At 55.7% G+C, this 17,328-nt stretch carries 13 protein-coding genes; all 13 read left to right on the forward strand.

Features of this window, described 5'->3' with window-relative positions:
• The first annotated feature begins 1 nt into the window (after window position 1).
• The 13 genes from PQR53_RS34755 (at window position 2) to PQR53_RS34815 (ending at window position 17,183) form a co-directional block, all read left to right on the forward strand.
• Window positions 2–2,968 (forward strand): YjbH domain-containing protein, encoded by a 2,967-nt coding sequence (locus PQR53_RS34755; protein ID WP_408464473.1) that lies wholly within the window; start codon window positions 2–4, stop codon window positions 2,966–2,968.
• 496 nt (window positions 2,969–3,464) lie between these two features.
• Entirely contained in the window at window positions 3,465–4,652 is a 1,188-nt protein-coding gene (locus tag PQR53_RS34760) for an MraY family glycosyltransferase (protein ID WP_408464567.1), read from the forward strand.
• Window positions 4,653–4,758: 106 nt separating this feature from the next.
• Entirely contained in the window at window positions 4,759–7,215 is a 2,457-nt protein-coding gene (locus PQR53_RS34765) for a polysaccharide biosynthesis/export family protein (RefSeq protein WP_459251638.1), read from the forward strand.
• A 2-nt stretch (window positions 7,216–7,217) separates the two neighbouring features.
• Window positions 7,218–8,453: a GumC family protein gene (locus PQR53_RS34770; RefSeq protein WP_408464475.1), complete on the forward strand. Its 1,236-nt coding sequence runs from the start codon at window positions 7,218–7,220 to the stop codon at window positions 8,451–8,453.
• Window positions 8,454–8,585: 132 nt separating this feature from the next.
• Window positions 8,586–9,719 (forward strand): NAD-dependent epimerase/dehydratase family protein, encoded by a 1,134-nt coding sequence (locus PQR53_RS34775; protein WP_408464477.1) that lies wholly within the window; start codon window positions 8,586–8,588, stop codon window positions 9,717–9,719.
• An 11-nt stretch (window positions 9,720–9,730) separates the two neighbouring features.
• Entirely contained in the window at window positions 9,731–11,074 is a 1,344-nt protein-coding gene (locus tag PQR53_RS34780) for a hypothetical protein (RefSeq protein WP_408464479.1), read from the forward strand.
• 56 nt (window positions 11,075–11,130) lie between these two features.
• Window positions 11,131–11,709: an acyltransferase gene (locus tag PQR53_RS34785; protein ID WP_408464481.1), complete on the forward strand. Its 579-nt coding sequence runs from the start codon at window positions 11,131–11,133 to the stop codon at window positions 11,707–11,709.
• A 4-nt stretch (window positions 11,710–11,713) separates the two neighbouring features.
• Complete coding sequence (locus tag PQR53_RS34790) at window positions 11,714–12,322, forward strand: acyltransferase (protein ID WP_408464483.1); 609 nt, start codon at window positions 11,714–11,716, stop codon at window positions 12,320–12,322.
• Between the two features lie 49 nt (window positions 12,323–12,371).
• A complete protein-coding gene (locus tag PQR53_RS34795) occupies window positions 12,372–13,250 on the forward strand; it encodes a glycosyltransferase family 2 protein (RefSeq protein WP_408464485.1) in 879 nt (292 codons plus the stop codon).
• The gene (locus PQR53_RS34800; protein ID WP_408464487.1) at window positions 13,247–14,509 is read left to right on the forward strand and encodes a hypothetical protein; all 1,263 of its coding nucleotides are present in this window, start codon (window positions 13,247–13,249) and stop codon (window positions 14,507–14,509) included. Before PQR53_RS34795 ends, PQR53_RS34800 begins: the two co-directional genes overlap by 4 nt.
• Before the next feature lie 3 nt (window positions 14,510–14,512).
• Window positions 14,513–15,535 carry a glycosyltransferase family 4 protein gene (locus PQR53_RS34805; RefSeq protein ID WP_408464489.1) on the forward strand — a complete coding sequence of 341 codons (1,023 nt, stop codon included), beginning with the start codon at window positions 14,513–14,515 and terminating at the stop codon, window positions 15,533–15,535.
• 44 nt (window positions 15,536–15,579) lie between these two features.
• Window positions 15,580–16,140, forward strand: coding sequence for a serine O-acetyltransferase (locus tag PQR53_RS34810; protein ID WP_408464491.1), 561 nt, complete (start codon window positions 15,580–15,582; stop codon window positions 16,138–16,140).
• Window positions 16,137–17,183 carry a WaaS/CpsH family glycosyltransferase gene (locus tag PQR53_RS34815; protein ID WP_408464493.1) on the forward strand — a complete coding sequence of 349 codons (1,047 nt, stop codon included), beginning with the start codon at window positions 16,137–16,139 and terminating at the stop codon, window positions 17,181–17,183. Before PQR53_RS34810 ends, PQR53_RS34815 begins: the two co-directional genes overlap by 4 nt.
• Window positions 17,184–17,328: the final 145 nt, after the last annotated feature.

Consider the following 17,328-nt stretch of genomic DNA (forward strand, 5'->3'; position numbering starts at 1 on the left):
CATGTCCATAAAGAAAACTGCGAGCCGCGACCGCTGCGGCTACGCGTGGCTGTCCTGCGTCTTCGCCTGCGTACTGCCTATGCATGCGCTGGCCGGCGTGAACGAGTCCATTGCGGTCCCCGTCTACCTCGGCGACTGGCTTGCTGCCCGTGAGACCAGCATCCCGCTTGCCGCACCCAGTGCAAAGCCCGGCGCGCTCTATAGTCCGGGATTGAGCTGGCGATCCGCAAAGGAAGTGGACGTTCAGGAGCAGCGCCGTCAGCGCCTTCTTGGTGATATCAATGCGCTGCCCGCGTTGAAGCCCAGTGCCTTGGCCGCGCGCGACCGGATTGCCGATCTGATCGCCGCGCGTAACGCGACAGGTCGCGTCGTCGTCAAAAGCGCCGACGCTCACTGGCTGCAGACCAATGCTGCGCAAGATCCCTATCTGGAGCGCGGCGACGTCATCGTCATACCCGATCGTCCTTCGACAGTGACTGTGGTTCGCTCGGACGGCACGCTGTGCGTGCGTCCCCATGCGCCAGACGTGGAGGCGTTGCAATACGTATTGGCGTGCGACTCGAGCGCGGCGCCCGACATGGCATGGATCGCGCAGCCCGACGGCACCGTCACCGCGAATAAGGTTGCTGCATGGAATCGCAGCGCACAGGATCTACCCGCGCCGGGCAGTTGGATATGGGCACCCGACCGCGGCAGCATCTGGACCCCCGACGTGTCGCTCGCTATCGCCAGCTTCCTCGCGACGCAGGGCGTATCGGGTTTCGACGCAGCCGGCGCTCCGCTGCAACAGTCCGGGCCAGCGCCGCGTCAGCAGACAGAACTTTTCTTTGGCACGCCGACGCGGTCGTCCAGTTTCCCTGTTACCGGTGGCGACTGGGGCACCGTCGGTATTCTGCAGACACCGACCGCGCGGATGAACAAGGCAGGCGAAGGGTCGATCAGTCTGAGTCAAGTAACACCGTATACGCGGCTCAATTTCACTCTTCAACCGCTCGACTGGCTGGAAGTGGGCTTCCGCTACTCCGACCTCAGTAATCACCTGTATGGCCCGGAGTCGTTGAGCGGCACGCAGACCTACAAGGACAAGAGTATTGACGTGAAATTCCGGCTTTGGCGCGAGTCTGCTTACATTCCGGAGTTCGCTGTTGGCTTCCGCGATATTGCCGGAACGGGGTTGTTCTCCGGCGAATATCTGGTCGCAAGCAAACGCACCGGTCCGTTCGATTGGAGTCTGGGACTCGGGTGGGGCTACGTCGGGGCGCGCGGCGACCTGTCGAATCCTTTGTCAGTATTGAGCAGCAGGTTCAATACACGTAACGATGCTTCGACAGCTAGCGGTGGCGCGATCAATACAGGTAGCTGGTTTCGTGGCCGTACGTCGCCTTTCGGTGGTGTCCAATACCAGACGCCATGGGAACCGCTGGTCTTGAAGCTGGAATACGACGGCAATGATTACAAGCACGAGCCATTCGGCACCGTATTGCCAACGAGATCGCCGATCAACGTTGGCGTTGTATATCGGGCGACCCGCCATGTCGATCTGACAGTGGGGTATGAGCGGGGCGAGCAAGTGATGTTCGGCGTGTCGCTGCACGGCAATCTGGCGAACGCTTCGATGCCGAAGATTGGAGATCCGCCGCGCCCGCCAGTTACCGAACCGGCGATCGGCGCGGCGTCGCCTGTGGTGGCACCGTCGCCCGCTGGCAGCACGGCGCCTCCGGTCTCGCGGATTGTCCCAGTGATTGCCGACCAGGGTTGGAGTACCACGGTCGCGGACCTGCAGAAACAAACTGGATGGCACATTCAGAGTATTCGGGAGCTTGGGCCGGAGTTGCTGGTCGAGTTCGACTATGTCGACGCATTCTATTTGCAGGACCGGATCGACCGCGTTGCCACCATCCTGAATCGCGACGCGCCGCTCGAAGTGCGCAGCTTTCGCATCGTCCCGCTTCGATATGGTGTACCGGTCGCCGACTTCCGGGTGCAGCGCGCGCAATGGCTGGCCAGTCACACGCGGGCGTTGATCCCGCAGGAGCAGGGCGCCGTCGTGACGAACGATGTGCCGCTCACCCGGCAATCGATCGATATGCTGCCTCCGGTATTCGAGCAAGAACCCAAACGTTTCCATATTTCCGTCGGGCCAGCCTACCAGCAGACACTCGGCGGCCCCAATGGCTTTCTTCTGTATCAACTCTCGGCGAACGCACTGGCCGAGTTTCGGTTGACGCGCGACCTCTGGCTCAGTGGCGATTTGAATGTCGGTCTTGTCAACAACTACAACAAGTTCACATACGACGCGCCAAGCGACTTGCCACGCGTGCGGACCTATTTGCGCGAGTACCTTACTTCCTCCCGGGTGACGATTCCTTTCCTCCAGGCGACGAAATTCGGCAAACTCGGCAATGACCAGTACTTCAGCGTGTACGGCGGTTTACTTGAAAGCATGTTTGCGGGTGTGGGTGGTGAGTGGCTTTATCGCCCGCAAGACAGCCGGCTTGCGATTGGTGTGGACTTGAACGCTGTGCGCCAGCGCGGTTTCCGCCAGGACTTTGCTCTGCGTGACTATCAGGCGCTGACGGGCCATCTGACGGCGTATTGGAATACAGGTTGGCAAAACGTGCAGGTGAATCTGAGCGTCGGGCAGTACCTTGCCAAAGACAAGGGCGTAACCCTGGACATTTCGCGGCACTTTCATAACGGCGTAATTATGGGTGCGTACGCAACTAAAACGAATGTGTCGTCCGCTGAGTTTGGTGAGGGCAGTTTCGACAAGGGTATCTACGTAACGATTCCGTTTGACGCGATGATGACGCGTTCGAGCGGTGGTGTTGCGGACCTCCGTTGGTCCCCACTTACGCGCGATGGTGGCGCAAAGCTCGATCGCCAGTATCCGCTTTACAACATGACCGACATGAATGATCCACGCAGCCTTTGGTATGGCCCAGGCGGTGAACCTGATGCGCCGTAAGGAGGTGAGCGCGTTACGTGAAAGTTCTTGCGCCGTAATCGTATTCTTGTCTTCATGTTGTAATAGTGTGGCCGTGCAGTCGCAAACGTTTGCGTTAGCGCAACTGCACATACGCGCTGAATTGAGTAGCTAATTAGTAACAAAGAGCTACGCTCCGATTTTTTTTTGCTAGACTTGCCGCAATCATTTTTACGTTGTCGAGGCAACATAACGCGGTAAAAAACAATTGACTGAGAGAGCGTCTCCATAGCCTTTGACGCCGTATTTCTTAAAACACCCGGCATGTTCTTTCCGGACGATCCGATCGGGTCGGCGGAGTAGCTGTGCGCCTCCACCCTCATGGTGGGCGCAATGCCGCTAACTTTGCAAGGCCAAGCATTGTTTTAAGGTGTCAGCGGAAATTCGTATCGGGGGCACGGTTGTCGAACCAATGCTAAGCAGCATGTTTCGCGACTTGATGCGGACGGACAAAGTATTCACAAAAAAGAGTCGTTCGATGATCGGCATAGCATTGGCATTTGCAGCGTCGTTTTCTGTGACGTGGGCGGTAGTGTATTTTTCACCTCAGTTTGGGCGATTCTTATTCGACCATGATCTCGATGGCGTGCAGAAATTCCACGTTGCGCCCGTTCCGCGCATTGGCGGTCTGGGCATATTTATCGCAGTCATTGTGTGCATTGGCGCGGCCATCGTCGTCAACACGGGGCTCGGCGATGAGTTGTTTTGGCTCGTGTGCTGTTCCTTACCCGCGTTTGGCTCTGGCTTCATTGAAGACCTGACCAAAAAGGTCTCTCCTCGTGTGCGTCTGCTGAGCACCATGCTCGCCACGCTGCTGGCTTGCTTTGCATTTAATGCGATCGTACGACGCCTCGATTTGCCGCTGATCGATGTCGCACTCAGTGCGGCGCCGGTAGCGATCGGTTTTACTGTGATCGCGGTAGCGGGCATGGCCAATTCGATCAATATTATTGATGGATTCAACGGGCTCGCGTCGACGGTGTCGGTGATGATCTTCGCGTCGATCGCATTTGTCTCGTATCAAGTTGGCGACCCGCTCGTGCTCACGGTCGCGCTGACGATGATCGGCGCAATTCTCGGTTTCGTGATCTGGAATTTTCCGGGGGGTGCGATTTTTCTAGGTGACGGCGGGGCGTATTTCATCGGTTTCATGCTGGGCGAGTCGCTTGTGCTTTTGATTGTTCGACATCCGGAGGTGTCGGCATCTTATGCAATGGTGGCGCTGTATCCGTTGTTCGAAACGTTATTCTCCATCTACCGGCGCAAGTTTGTTCGAGGCACATCGCCGGGTGCGCCCGATGGCGTACATCTGCATACGTTGATCTATCGTCGCGTCATGCTGATTGGCGCCGGAGCGTCTGAACTGCGCACGCGCACGCGACGTAATTCGATGACATCACCTTATCTATGGGTGCTGAACCTGTTTGCGGTGGTGCCGGCTACATTGTTCTGGGACGATCGCGGGTGGCTTCTTGCTTCCACGATCCTCTTTATCGCGCTGTACGTTTCCTTGTATTCGTCCATTGTCAAATTTCGCACACCGTCGTGGTTGATTGCACGGCATCGGCCGCCGTTGCTTGTCGAGCGGGTGTTTGAGAATATGTCCGATCAGGAGTCCCACGCAGCCGAGATTTGTGAAGCGGAGTGCGTTGCCGAGAAGCAATAACCCGGAACCACCCGTCTACGCGCAGTGTGTGGTTCTAATGTCAACTGCGTCGCGTTACCCGCCAGCTGTTGTCCCATTAAAAGTTTTTGCTGTTCGAGCGATGATCGTGTTCAAGAAGCCCCGAGTTTTGCCGCATGTCCGTTTGTCTCGCCTAATTAGTAGCCGCTTTGCAACTCGCGCGCGGATCGTCCTTGCGGTCATGCTCTGTCCTATTGCGCCCTTGTCGTATGCGCAGACGGCTGCGACAGGAATTCCGGCATTGCCGCCGCTTCCGCCGTCGATGCAATCCAGTGACGTGTCTTCGGCGGGTGGTGTATCTGCATTGCCATCTATCGCACGCGATGCGCGGGCGAGCGGATCTCAATCGTTGGGCGATGTAGGTGTGGTCAATCTGAACGACCCGTCGGGTAACAATGCTAACCCGGCTGATCCGTCGGCAGCAGCGACCAATGTGCATCGCATGGATTGCGTTAATGGGGCGACAGACGGATGTAGACCGGCGTCTGCGCCGAGCGCGCAGCCGTCGCCACCGACTGAATTCGAGAATTTCGTAACACAGAATACCGGGAAGAGGTTGCCGTTGTTCGGCTACAACCTCTTCTCGCGTAGCGGGGGAGCGTACGGCGCGGTTGAAAATATGCCCGCGCCGGCCGATTACACTATCGGACCGGGCGATGAAATATTGATGCATGCCTGGGGTGGTGTGGAAGGCGATCTGCACCTGGTGGTCGACCGTAACGGGCAGGTCGCCATTCCCAAGGTCGGCACTGTGGTGGTTGCGGGCGTTCGCGCGTCCGATCTCGATAGCGTGCTGAAGAAACAGATTGGGCGCTACTACACGAACTTCAGTGTCAACGCGACGCTTGGCCGCCTCAGGTCGATTCAGGTGTACGTCGTGGGGCAGGCCATGGCGCCCGGCGCCTACACCATATCGAGCCTTTCGACGCTGGTAAGCGCGTTGTTTTCGACCGGCGGTCCCGCTCCCACGGGCTCTATGCGTGCAATTCAGCTGCGTCGCGGCGGCGCAGTGATTGCCACCGTAGACATGTATGCGTTCATCACGCAAGGCAGTGCGGCGGGCGACGTGCATCTGCTGCCAGGCGACGTGATTGTCATTCCCCCGGCAGGACCCCGCGTTGCAGTGATGGGTGCACTCGATTCTCCTGCGATATACGAGTTGCGCGGTCAAGAAGAGTCGTTGCGCGGTCTGCTCGGCTATGCGGGCGGGACCACGGCACTTACCACACCGGACAAGGTCCAGATCGAACGTGTCAACCGGGACAATCCTTCTGCGCCGCGCTCGGTCGAAGAACGCAAGCTCGATGAGCAGGGCCTCGCCAGTACTGTTAAGGACGGGGATATCGTTACGCTCTTCGGTACAAGTCCGGCGTTTGCGAATGCAGTGACACTACGCGGCAATGTCGCGGCGCCGTTGCGGTATCCGTATAAGCCGAATATGACGCTAGCCGATCTGATCCCAGATCCGGAGGCGCTTCTTACGCCCGATTACTTTCTGCGCAAGAACGTGCTGGTTCAGTTCGACGGCCAGAGGCGCGCTGACGCGAACCAGGTAGCGGGCGATGTTAAAAACCTCATCGACGAACCGAACTGGAACTATGCAGTTATCGAGCGATTCGATCGTGCGACGCTGAGCGAGAGGCTGATCCCTTTCAATCTCGGCGATGTGGTGCTGAGGAAAGATCCCCGTGCGAACATCGCGCTCCAACCGGGTGACGTGGTGACCATCTTCGGTAAGAAAGATTTGCGTAATCCGCTCGCGACCAGCTCTCGGCTGGTACGCGTCGATGGGGAAGTGCGCGCACCCGGCGTTTACCAATTGCATGCTGGCGAATCTCTGCAGCAGGTGTTGCAGAGGGCGGGGGGGGTCACGCCGCAAGGGTATCTGTTCGGAACGTTCTTTACTCGAGAGGCGACACGGCGCCAGCAGCAGCAGAATCTCACGGCCGCGTTGGATCGCGCTGAACAGCAAAGCAGCAGTCAACTCTCCGCTGCAATCGCGAATCTGCCGAATAGCAGTGACAACTCGTTATTGCAGACACAAATTGTTAACGCACAACGCGCTCAAATTGCCCGATTGCGCTCCCTTAAGCCGACGGGCCGAGTTTCGCTGGAGCTTGATACGCGAGCCAGTAGGATCTCGGATCTGCCCGATCTTCCACTAGAAGACGGCGACGCGATCTACGTGCCGCCCGTGCCGGCCTTTGTCACGGCGATTGGCGCCGTCGACAATGAAAATGCGCTTATCTGGAAGCCGCATCGCACGGTGGACGATGCCTTGAAGATTGCAGGCGTTGAGCAGGATGCAGCGGACATGCGCTCAGCGTTTGTACTGCGTGCGGACGGAAGTGTGATTTCGTCGGGCGGCACAGGGTGGCTCAGTTCGTTTGGATCAATTGATCTGATGCCAGGCGATGCGGTTGTGGTGCCGGAAAAACTGGATCGCCGGTCGCCGATGACTAAATTTGTTGCGGGGCTCAAAGACTGGTCGCAAGTGCTTGCGAACTTTGGTCTGGGTGCGGCTGCGATTCAGGTCCTTAAATAAACATGAGCACGGAATTTCAAGGTGGCGCGCACAAAGGCGCCGACATGGCAACCGATGTTGTCCCAAACCCGGCGTTGCTATCCGCGTTGCAAGTCCTCCAGTTGTTGGGTCGTGGAAAGAAGGTCGTCTTTCTGACGACTGCAATTTTGTCCGGGCTAGCGCTTGCAGTCGCACTGATAAAGACACCAACCTATACGGCTTCGACGCTCATTCTGCCTCCGCAGCAGTCGATAGGCGCGACCGCTAGTTCATTAGCGGGATTGGGGGCTCTAACAGGCTTGGCCGGCTCTGGACTCGGCGTGAAGAGCTCCGATGAGATGTATGCCAGCCTGATGGTGAGTGAGTCGGTCTTAGACGGATTGATTAATCATTTCGATCTTAAAACGCGTTACCGGGCCGATACGATGCAGGACGCACGTACTCAATTGATGAAGCGGCTGTCCGTCGTTGCCGATAAGAAATCGGGTCTTTTGACGCTGAAGATTGAGGACCGAGACCCAATGTTCGCTGCGAATCTGGCAAACGAAGTTGTCCCGGAATTTCGCCGGCTTCTCGACCGGGTGGCAGTAACCGAGGCACAGCAGCGGCGACGTTTTCTGGAAGACCGAATTGCGCGGACACGTACCCAGATTGCGGATGCAGAAATGCGTCTAAGATCTGCGCAGGCTAGCTCCGGCCTGCTCAGCATAGATGCACAAACTCAGGCAGCCATTCGGCAAGCTGCCGAACTACGTGCGGAAATTGTCGCGGTACAGGTCAAGATGGATTCGATGGCTGCATTTGCGACTGCGGAAAATCCGGAAATGAAGCGGTCCGCAGCCGAGCTTTCCGGCCTTAGGCAGAGGTTGTCCGAGCTTGAGGCTGGCACTGATGCTGCCCGGCCCGATGCTGCAAGCGACGCCAAAGGACTCGACAATGTGCGCGCATACCGAGACCTTAGATACCAGGAAGCGATGCTTGACACGTTAACCAAGCAAGTCGAGCTCGCACGGATTGACGAAGCGAAAGAGGGTCCCCTGGTGCAGGTGATCGATGTAGCGAGGCCGCCCGAGAGACGATCTGGACCTAAGCGATTGCTCATCGTCGTCGGCGGCCTACTTGCAGGGTTGATCGTCGGAGGCGTTATGGCTGTGGTTTCCCAGAGCAAACTGGCGGGGCCATACGCAGAGAGCCTTGCTCGAGTTCGCGAGGCATGGTCCGTCTCCCGAAGCGCGAGCAGTAACAGAGAGCGCCTGTAGACGGCCGCGTATGAAGCGGATGCATTCCGCTGAAACGCAGTGGCCGTGTGGAAAAAGTAGACAGATGACCAGGCCGCGGGTTTTCACAACGCGATCGATCTTAGATGCATTAACGATATTGAAATATATATTATGAAAGTCCTTGTTACAGGTGGCGCTGGTTTTATCGGCTCATGGTTGGTGGATACATTGCTTTCCGCCGGGAATGCGGTGTCGGTGCTCGACAATCTAAGCCCTCAGATCCACGGTAGCATCCCGAAGCTGGACGTGCCCTGGATGGATCGTGATACGGGAGTGGAGTTTGTCAGGGCGGATATCAGAGACATGGATGCACTGGATACTGCGTTGGCCTCATGCGATGCGGTCGTCCACCTTGCTGCGGAGACTGGGACCGGACAATCCATGTATCGTGTTGCGCATTACTACGAAGTCAACCAGCAGGCAACGGCCACGTTGCTGGAATTGATTGCAACGAAGCATCGACATGTTCGGCGCGTGATCCTTGCGTCGAGCCGGTCTGTCTACGGTGAGGGCGCGTATCGGCTTGGCGACAAAATCGTGGTGCCGGGCTCGCGGGACCCGAATCGACTCAAAGCCGGTCTGTTCGACCCGATTGACGAACAAGGAAACTCGCTGACGCTAATTGCGACTCCGGAAACGGTCATGCCTCAACCGTCATCGATTTACGCTGCCACTAAATTGGCAAACGAAACGATGGGCCGCGTCATGGCCGAGGCATATGGAATAACAGTTGTTGCATTGCGTTTCCAAAATGTCTATGGGGAGCGTCAGTCGCTGAAAAATCCTTACACCGGAATTCTGTCGATATTCTCTAATCGCATGCGTCAGAACTTGCCGATCAACATCTTCGAGGACGGTAAGGAAAGCAGGGATTTCGTGCACGTCAGCGACGTGGTGAAGTCGATCGCGCTCGCCTTGGTGGCTGAACTCCCGGCCTACACGACTGTCAACGTCGGTAGCGGCGTGGCTACCTCGGTGCTCGATGTGGCGGCGGAACTCCGGACCTGTCTCGAGAGCCGGTCAGAGTTTCAAATTACTGGTGACTTCCGCGCTGGAGATATTCGGCATTGTTATGCGGACGGTGCACGCGCACGTTCACTACTTGGATTCTCGCCAGCCGTATCGTTGCGAGACGGTCTGCGAGCATTTAGTCGCTGGGTGCAAACGCAACCGGTGCTCGAGGACCGCTCGGCTCAGGCGCAAAGCGAAATGGCCAGCTTGGGACTGGGTAAGACGTCGGAATGATATCGCGCCGCTTGGCGTCCAATGCATTCGCCAATCTGGTAACCGGTGTCAGCGCAACGGTTTTCCAGATTGGACTGACGGCAATCGCGACGCGCAGTTTTGGAAGCAACGGATTCCCAATCTGGGCGTTGGCTATGTCATTGGCAGCGCTCGTTCCGTTGTTTTCAGCGAATCTGTCGACGGTGGTGACTAGGAGGCTACTAGAACGTTCGCCGACAACGAGCGAGATGGTCGTGGTTCAAGCGGCGGCGAAATATGCGAAGCGTCTGAGCTGTGTGGCTATCTTCGCCATCTTGGCGATATCGGTTGGTTTGCATGGTTGGTCAGTTCCATTAAGGAATGTGGGCTTAGCCGGGTTTGTTTCGCTTGTCGCGCTTCTAGTCGCTGGGCAAATGTGGCAAATCATGCTGCAGCCGGGATTTGGCCGCTACTTCGCCCGCGAGCGGAACTGGAATGTCGCGCTTACCACCATTTTTGCGCGACTAGGCGCACTGGCCGGTATGGGATTTCTTTGCTGGCTCGTAGCCGGTCGCCCGCAGCTTGCGGCGGCTTCGTTGACACTGGGGGCGTGTATAGGACTTTATCTGGTGCATAAGGTCCTGAAAGGCGGCGATCTGCTCGAGAAGGTGCCTGTTGAGCAGACGGAGGACGAGTACGCAGCGATGAGGCCCTTCTTGAAGGCTTTCATTGTGTGGTCGATCAGCGCTGCTGCGATCCAGTACGGGTTGCCAGCGATCATGTCGATATTGTCGCCTACTGACTTCAGTGCGTTCTACTTGGCCTATACGCTAAATCTGGTGGTTGTAGGGACGGTGGCCGCTGCCGCGTCAGCATTGCTTGCTCCATTGGGGCGCAAGCGTCTAGCGGGGCATTGGGATTCGCTTGAGCGATGGATGAAATTCGCGCCAATCATGACTGGATTGATGCTGCTTTTGTTTCTGACAATAGTCTGGTACGCATTGCCTGTTCTGCTGAGAGTATGGTCAGCGGGCGTTTCGCCCCCTGACCAGGTTCGGCACTCGCTGTTGTGGCTTGCATTGCAGACCATCGCCCGATCGATGACGATGGTTTATTCAGTTCTTCTTTCATCGGGGGGGCGGCCAGGTCAACTAAGCCGACCAGTCATCCTTGAACTCACATTAACCTGTTCGGTGGCGCTTGCTGCTGGTTTCGTATTCGGAGAGACAGCTTTTCTCGCGACCCTCGCAATAACCGGACTCGTGACGGCTGTTTACACAGTTTGGATCACCTTGAATCTTGATATGTGCCCATCGCATTCACGCTTCCGACTCATGGGTATCTTCCTGTTGTCGCAAATATTCACGTTGGGGTCATGGATTCTAATCACACGGTAGGCTACTCGCAGAATCGGTACGCCAGCCAGTTGCTCGAAGGAGGACCACTAGCTCGCTTGATCAGAAGCGTGCGCTGGAAAATCCGACGTCCGAAGGACCTGCGACGCCTAGGCAGCGCCACGCGCATTACATTTCCCGTACGCTGGACGAGTGGACACTGCATCGAGATCGGCGATCGTGTCATTATCGGGCGGAACTGCCTGCTGCAACCCATTGAGCGATATCTCGATCAAGTGTTTACTCCTCGATTGATTATCGAGGACGATTGCTATGTTGGACACGACTGTCAGTTCCACTGTGTGAATTCAATTTGTCTCGGTCGCGGCAGCGTGCTGAGCGACCAGGTCTACATCTCGGACGTCGGACACGGACTCGATCCGCGAGCTGGGCTGATCATGGATCAAAGCGTGCGAAGCAAGGGCCCGGTGCACGTAGGCGACGGTGCTTTTGTCGGCTTCGCATCGATGCTTCTGGCCGGGATCTCGGTCGGCAAGCATAGCGTGGTTGGAGCGCGCAGCGTGGTGACGCGTTCTGTGCCGGACTACACCATGGTGGGTGGCAATCCAGCTCGCGAAATAGCCCGGTTCAACCATGAAACCGGCGAGTGGACGGCGATCACCCGTCCAGGAGATTGACTCCATGAGTCCTAAGTCGGTATTTTGGCGCGTCGTGTCGCTGGTTTGGTGGCGCAGACGGTTTGGCAGTCTGGGGAAAGGCTCAATACTTTTCTCCCCGGTACTTTTGACATATCCAAAGTCGATTTTTATCGGCGATAAGGTTTGTATCCGGGACGGTGCACGTCTCGAGATCATCCGGAATCCTGTTGCAACTTGGGAAGCGCGCCTTGTTATCGGCAACCGGGTCAACATAGAGCAGGGCGCGCACATAGTGTGTCAGTCCCGGGTCGTCATTGAAGATGATGTGTCGATCACGCCATATTGCGTGATTGTCGACACGTACCACCCGCATGACCCGCCGGATACCAGTGAAAAGATAGGAGATCGGCTGCCCGACCGGGCAACTAGCGTGCGTATCGGCAAAGGGACTTTTGTCGGCACACATAGCGTTATCCTGCCGAACGTGAATATCGGACGCGGTTGCGTGATTGGCGCGGGTTCGGTGGTAAGCCGTAACTTGCCGGACTATTGCGTGGCTGCGGGTTCTCCCGCGCGCGTGCTCAAGATATACGATCCCGATACACGACGGTGGTCGCAAGTGAACGACCTCCCAGCAGGTAACCCTGCCTAATAGCGGAAAGATAATGTCTGACTCCTCCAAGACCCCCCTGATTGGCGTGGTGACGGTGCTCTTCAATAGCGACGATGTCCTGCCGGGCTTCTTCGCAAGCCTCGCAGCACAAATCGACGTGAAGATGCATCTCTACGTCATTGATAACAGTGCATCGGATTCAGGCGCCTTGCTCAGCAAGAAGCTGGCGGAGTCGCATGGCATTCAGGCGACCGTGGTTTTCAACAATGCAAACGTTGGAGTCGCGCGGGGAAACAATCAGGGGATAGAACTCGCGCTGGATGATCGCTGCGATCTCGTTCTTCTGGCCAATAACGATACTGAGTTCTCGTCCACCACGATCCGAACGTTGCAGGCTGTGGTCTCGAATGATTCCGCGCGTGTCGCAACGCCAAAAATCATGTACTTCGATAAGTCCGATCTCATCTGGTACGGCGGCGGCCATATCAATCCATGGACCGTGCGAACACCTCACTACGGCGTCGGCCAGAAGGATCAGGGCCAGTTCGATATCGCGCGGAAAGTTGGATATGCGCCGACGTGCTTCATGATGTTTGATGCACGCGTGTTCGGTGAAGTGGGTCGAATGGACGAGGCCTACTTTGTCTACTACGACGACACCGACTTCGTGTGGCGAATGGCTTCACGTGGGATCGATATTCATTACGTGCCGCAAGCCGTGGTCTTGCACAAGGTGAGCAGCTCGACCGGCGGAGGCCAATCGCCTTTTAGCCTGCGCTTCGTCAATCGCAACCGGATGTACTTCATCCGCAAGAATCTCGTGGGCGTTCAGAAAGCGTTCGCACTGTCTTACGCATTGGCCACGCGCGTTCCGCAACTGCTATTTCTGCGGCCGGCGATTGCCTCGCATGGATGGAAAGGTGTATTCGAGGGACTTAGGATGCAGATCGCCAAGGAAAAGATATGAAATCTCAGCAAGCCAGTGAATGCGGCTTGCATCAGTTTCCGAGCAGGGCGCCTATGCGTAGCCTGTTGCTGTTTCTGTTGCTCGTACCGACTCTGCTTTTTTACAGCAAGCTGGCGTCTTCCATGGCGCTCGGTACAGCATTGGTCGCTTGCATCGCGATCTTCGTGTTAGTTCTTCTTGATCCGCCGGTGCGCGTCCGAGCCCGCGCTTTCAAGTGGATCACAATCATCGTCGGCGTTATCACTGTTCATGCTGTGGTAGCCTCCGCCTTCACGCCAATCGATTACCCAAAAGCCCTCGGATCGCTGTTCATCCTGATCATTTGTCTTGCTGGCAGTGCGGCCATGGCTGACCTGTTGGCGGCTTCGACCACTGACGAACTGGTCAAAGCGGCTCGTCTATGTTTGGCGGTATTCTGGCTGGTCGGCATGCTAGGTTGCGCCGGGTTGGCGCAGGTAGCAAGTGGGGACTATCCCAAGCCCGTTTTTCCGTTTACTGAGCCTTCGCATCTGGCTGTTACTGTAGCCCCATTGCTGATTTTCGGTTGTGTAACCTCGGGTGGTATGAGGCGAGTGTTCTATATCGGCTCGTTCCTCATCATTGCCGCTGTGCTTCAAAACGTGACGCTTGTTGCGGCCTGCTTGATAGCGGCTGCGGTCTGTATCCCGCTGCGCTACATTTTCGTGCTACTGCTTGCGGGCACCCCGCTATTGCTGAATGCCGACCTTAGCTACTACTTGGACAGGTTGGATTTTTCTGATCAAAATCAGAATCTCTCAGCCTTGGTTTTTGTTCAAGGCTGGCAATTTATTGCGGAAGCTTGGACACGCACACATGGTATCGGGTATGGCTTCCAACAACTCGGCACGACAGAATCAGGCAGTGCCGCCGGCTATCTGATTTATGCGATTTTGGGGCAAAATCTAAACGTTTTCGACGGAGGTTTTACTTTGTCGAAACTTGTGAGCGAAGGAGGCCTCCTAGGTCTTTTGCTGGCCACCCTATATGCAATTAAAGCAGCGACAGCGATAGTTTTCCTTAGGAGTGTCGCGCGCGCAAAACGGAAGGCCGATATTTTGCAGGTTTTTTCTGCTAGCGTCATTGCCGGGTACCTACTTGAGATGTTTATTCGCGGCTCGGGATATTTCACACCGGTGGGCTTGTTGCTGATTTCGGCGATCTGGATAGAGCAGTCCGCACGAGCTCGGACGTTGAGAAGTCCATCTAATTGCCCGAATAATATTCAAGAGAAGTATTGAACTATGCGGCCACGAGAGCTAATAGACTTTGACAACATTATTTTTAATATTCAGCGTTTTGGCGGAGCGTCGACGTACTGGCGCGAGCTGACTACCCGAGTGAGTGGATCGCTTCCCGGGCAGGTTTCGTTCTCGACAGGAAGTGTCCGTTCGCGTCTCTTGCGGCCGAAATCAAGTGCACGGGTCTTTCATTCCAGCCACTTCCGGATCACGCGCTCGAAGCAGACGAAGAACGTGGTCACTATCCACGATCTTATCTACGAGAAGAGACTAACGGGGGGAATAGGAGCAGCCGTCAATCTCTTTGAGAGACATAGAGCCGTGGCAAACGCTGATGCGATCATTTGCATTTCCGAATCGACGAAACGTGATTTGCTCGAGCACTACGGCAGACACGCGACGGGCAAGCCGATATTCGTGATTCACCATGGGTGCGATAATTTTTCCAGAGAAGGTGCGGCCGACGCCCTCGGGCAACGTTCGGTAGGGCGCAGCGAACGTTCCGCGTATTTCATCTACGTTGGAGGGCGAACTGGCTACAAGAACTTCGATGTTGCACTCGGGGCGTTTGCCTCAGGGGGGTTTTCAGCTGATGGAATTGAGCTCATTTGTACGGGCTCTCCATTTTCTGCACCCGAACTGGCAAAGATTCAAGGCCTCGGCATCGAAAAGTCGGTGAAGGCAATCGGGACAGTGGCGCCCGTTGAGTTGGGACGGCTCTACTGCGGCGCACTGGCATTACTGTATCCGTCTTCTTATGAAGGGTTTGGATTGCCTCCGCTGGAGGCCATGGCATCAGGCTGTCCAGTTATATGTTCGGCGTCGTCGTCGCTGCCTGAGGTGGTAGGGGACGCTGGCCTGCTAGCGGAGGCGGGATCGGTCGATTCATTTGAAGACGCAATGAAGCGATTCACTGACTCGAGCGTCAGAGCGAACTATATTGAGCGTGGATACGCGCGTGCTGCGATGTTTACGTGGGATGTGTCTGCAAACAAGCACATGTACGTGTACAACACGTTTGCTTAGTTGCGACCTCCAGAAAGCTGTGTTTTAACTGAGGGATTGTCGCTGTGAATCTAAAGAATGTGCTGACCGCCGATCTGAACAGACTGAGGGGGTTGCAGGGAATGCCCATGGTCGAAGCATCATGGTGGGTCTTGGTCTGCGCGTGTGGATCAGTCAGATTTCTGCCAGTGGCGTTTTTCCGGTTTTCCCATGCTGCTCACTCAAGAGGACGTGGAAAACTTGCGCATCTCTTTTCTCTGTTGAATTTCATTCTGTTTGGTCTCGAGGCATCTCCACAAATAGAGATCGGACCTGGATTGTTCTTCCCTCATACCCGAGGCACGGTTATCGGCGCAAGATCGATAGGTGCCAATGCAACGATTTTCCACCAGGTTACGATCGGCGCGAGCCAACTCGATATGGACTTCAATCCACATCTTCGTCCTGCACTCGGCGACGAAGTCACACTGGGTGCAGGGGCAAAGATACTTGGTGCAATAGAAATCGGGTCAAGGGTGATAATAGGTGCAAATAGCGTGGTGGTGAAAGATGTACCCAGCGACACCGTGTGCGCTGGAGTTCCAGCGAAGGTAGTCAGACAGCGAAACGCATCAATTGAAAAATGAAAACTGAGAGTACGGTTCTCCTCATAGCCCCGTTGTACTTTGGATATGATCAACTGCTAGCGCAATGCTTGTGCGATCGTGGCGTAAAAGTTGACTTTCTGCCGGACCGCCCATTCGATTCCAGTGCGGGCAAGGCTATGATTCGCCTGAATCGAAAGCTGGTTCTGCCGTATGCAGATCGATTCTATAGATCCAAAGTCGCCGATTTTGCACGTAAATCCTACGATGCGATCTGGATCGTTCAGGGGGAGGCCATATCGCCGATTCTGCTGAAATGGTTGAAACGTGAGTTTCCCAATACACCAATCGTTTGGTATCTTTGGGATTCTTTTGGAAATAAGCCAGCGCTTTTAGGCAATCTGGCGTATTTCGACAGCGTATTTACTTTCGATCCCGAAGATTCCAGTCGATTCGATATAGGTTTTCAGCCGTTGTTTTTTTCACCGCACTATGCGAGTATTGATGAGAATAGTGCTCCGACGTACGATATGTGCTTCATCGGAACCGGCCATGAAGATCGTTTCCGCGTGGTGCAGTCGCTCAAGGCGGCTTGTCCGGGAAAGAGCTTTTTTACATTTTTCTATTTGCAATCGCCACTGCTTTATTGCATCCGTCGGTCCACCGATAGAAATCTGTTCGGGACAAAGCCAAGCGATTTTTCATTCAAAAAAATGGCGCAGAACGACGTGAAGCGTATTGTTAGCAATTCACGCGCTGTGATTGACATTCAGCACTCGGCCCAACGTGGTTTGACTATGCGTACCCTCGAAGTATTGGGGGCGCGCCGGAAGCTCATCACAACAAACGTAGAAATTCGGGCGTATGATTTTTTTGATCCTGATAATATCGCCGTCGTTGACAGACATAGTCCGTCCATACCATTGGAGTTTTTAGAACGACCATATCGAGAAATTGCCCCTGCAATTCGTTCAAAGTACAGCATTAGTGGGTTCGTGGATTCGGTCTTGGGGAAGCATCTGCCTGCCAGCGCCACCGCTCACGTATCGGACGTTGTGCGAGGGGCACTTACGATGACCGCTTGAGGATTTGGGGTGCATTTTTAGCGTTCCCGGAAAAGGCTTCGACTTCCCGATCCTTTCCCCACGTACCGTCGGCACCTGGCCGCGGGTGAGTCAATTGTCGTTGTTTCCATTTAGACTTGCTCAGTTTGCCATCGCCGCTTCACGG

This window comes from Paraburkholderia fungorum (assembly GCF_046027605.1).
Taxonomy (GTDB): Bacteria; Pseudomonadota; Gammaproteobacteria; order Burkholderiales; family Burkholderiaceae; genus Paraburkholderia; species Paraburkholderia fungorum_F.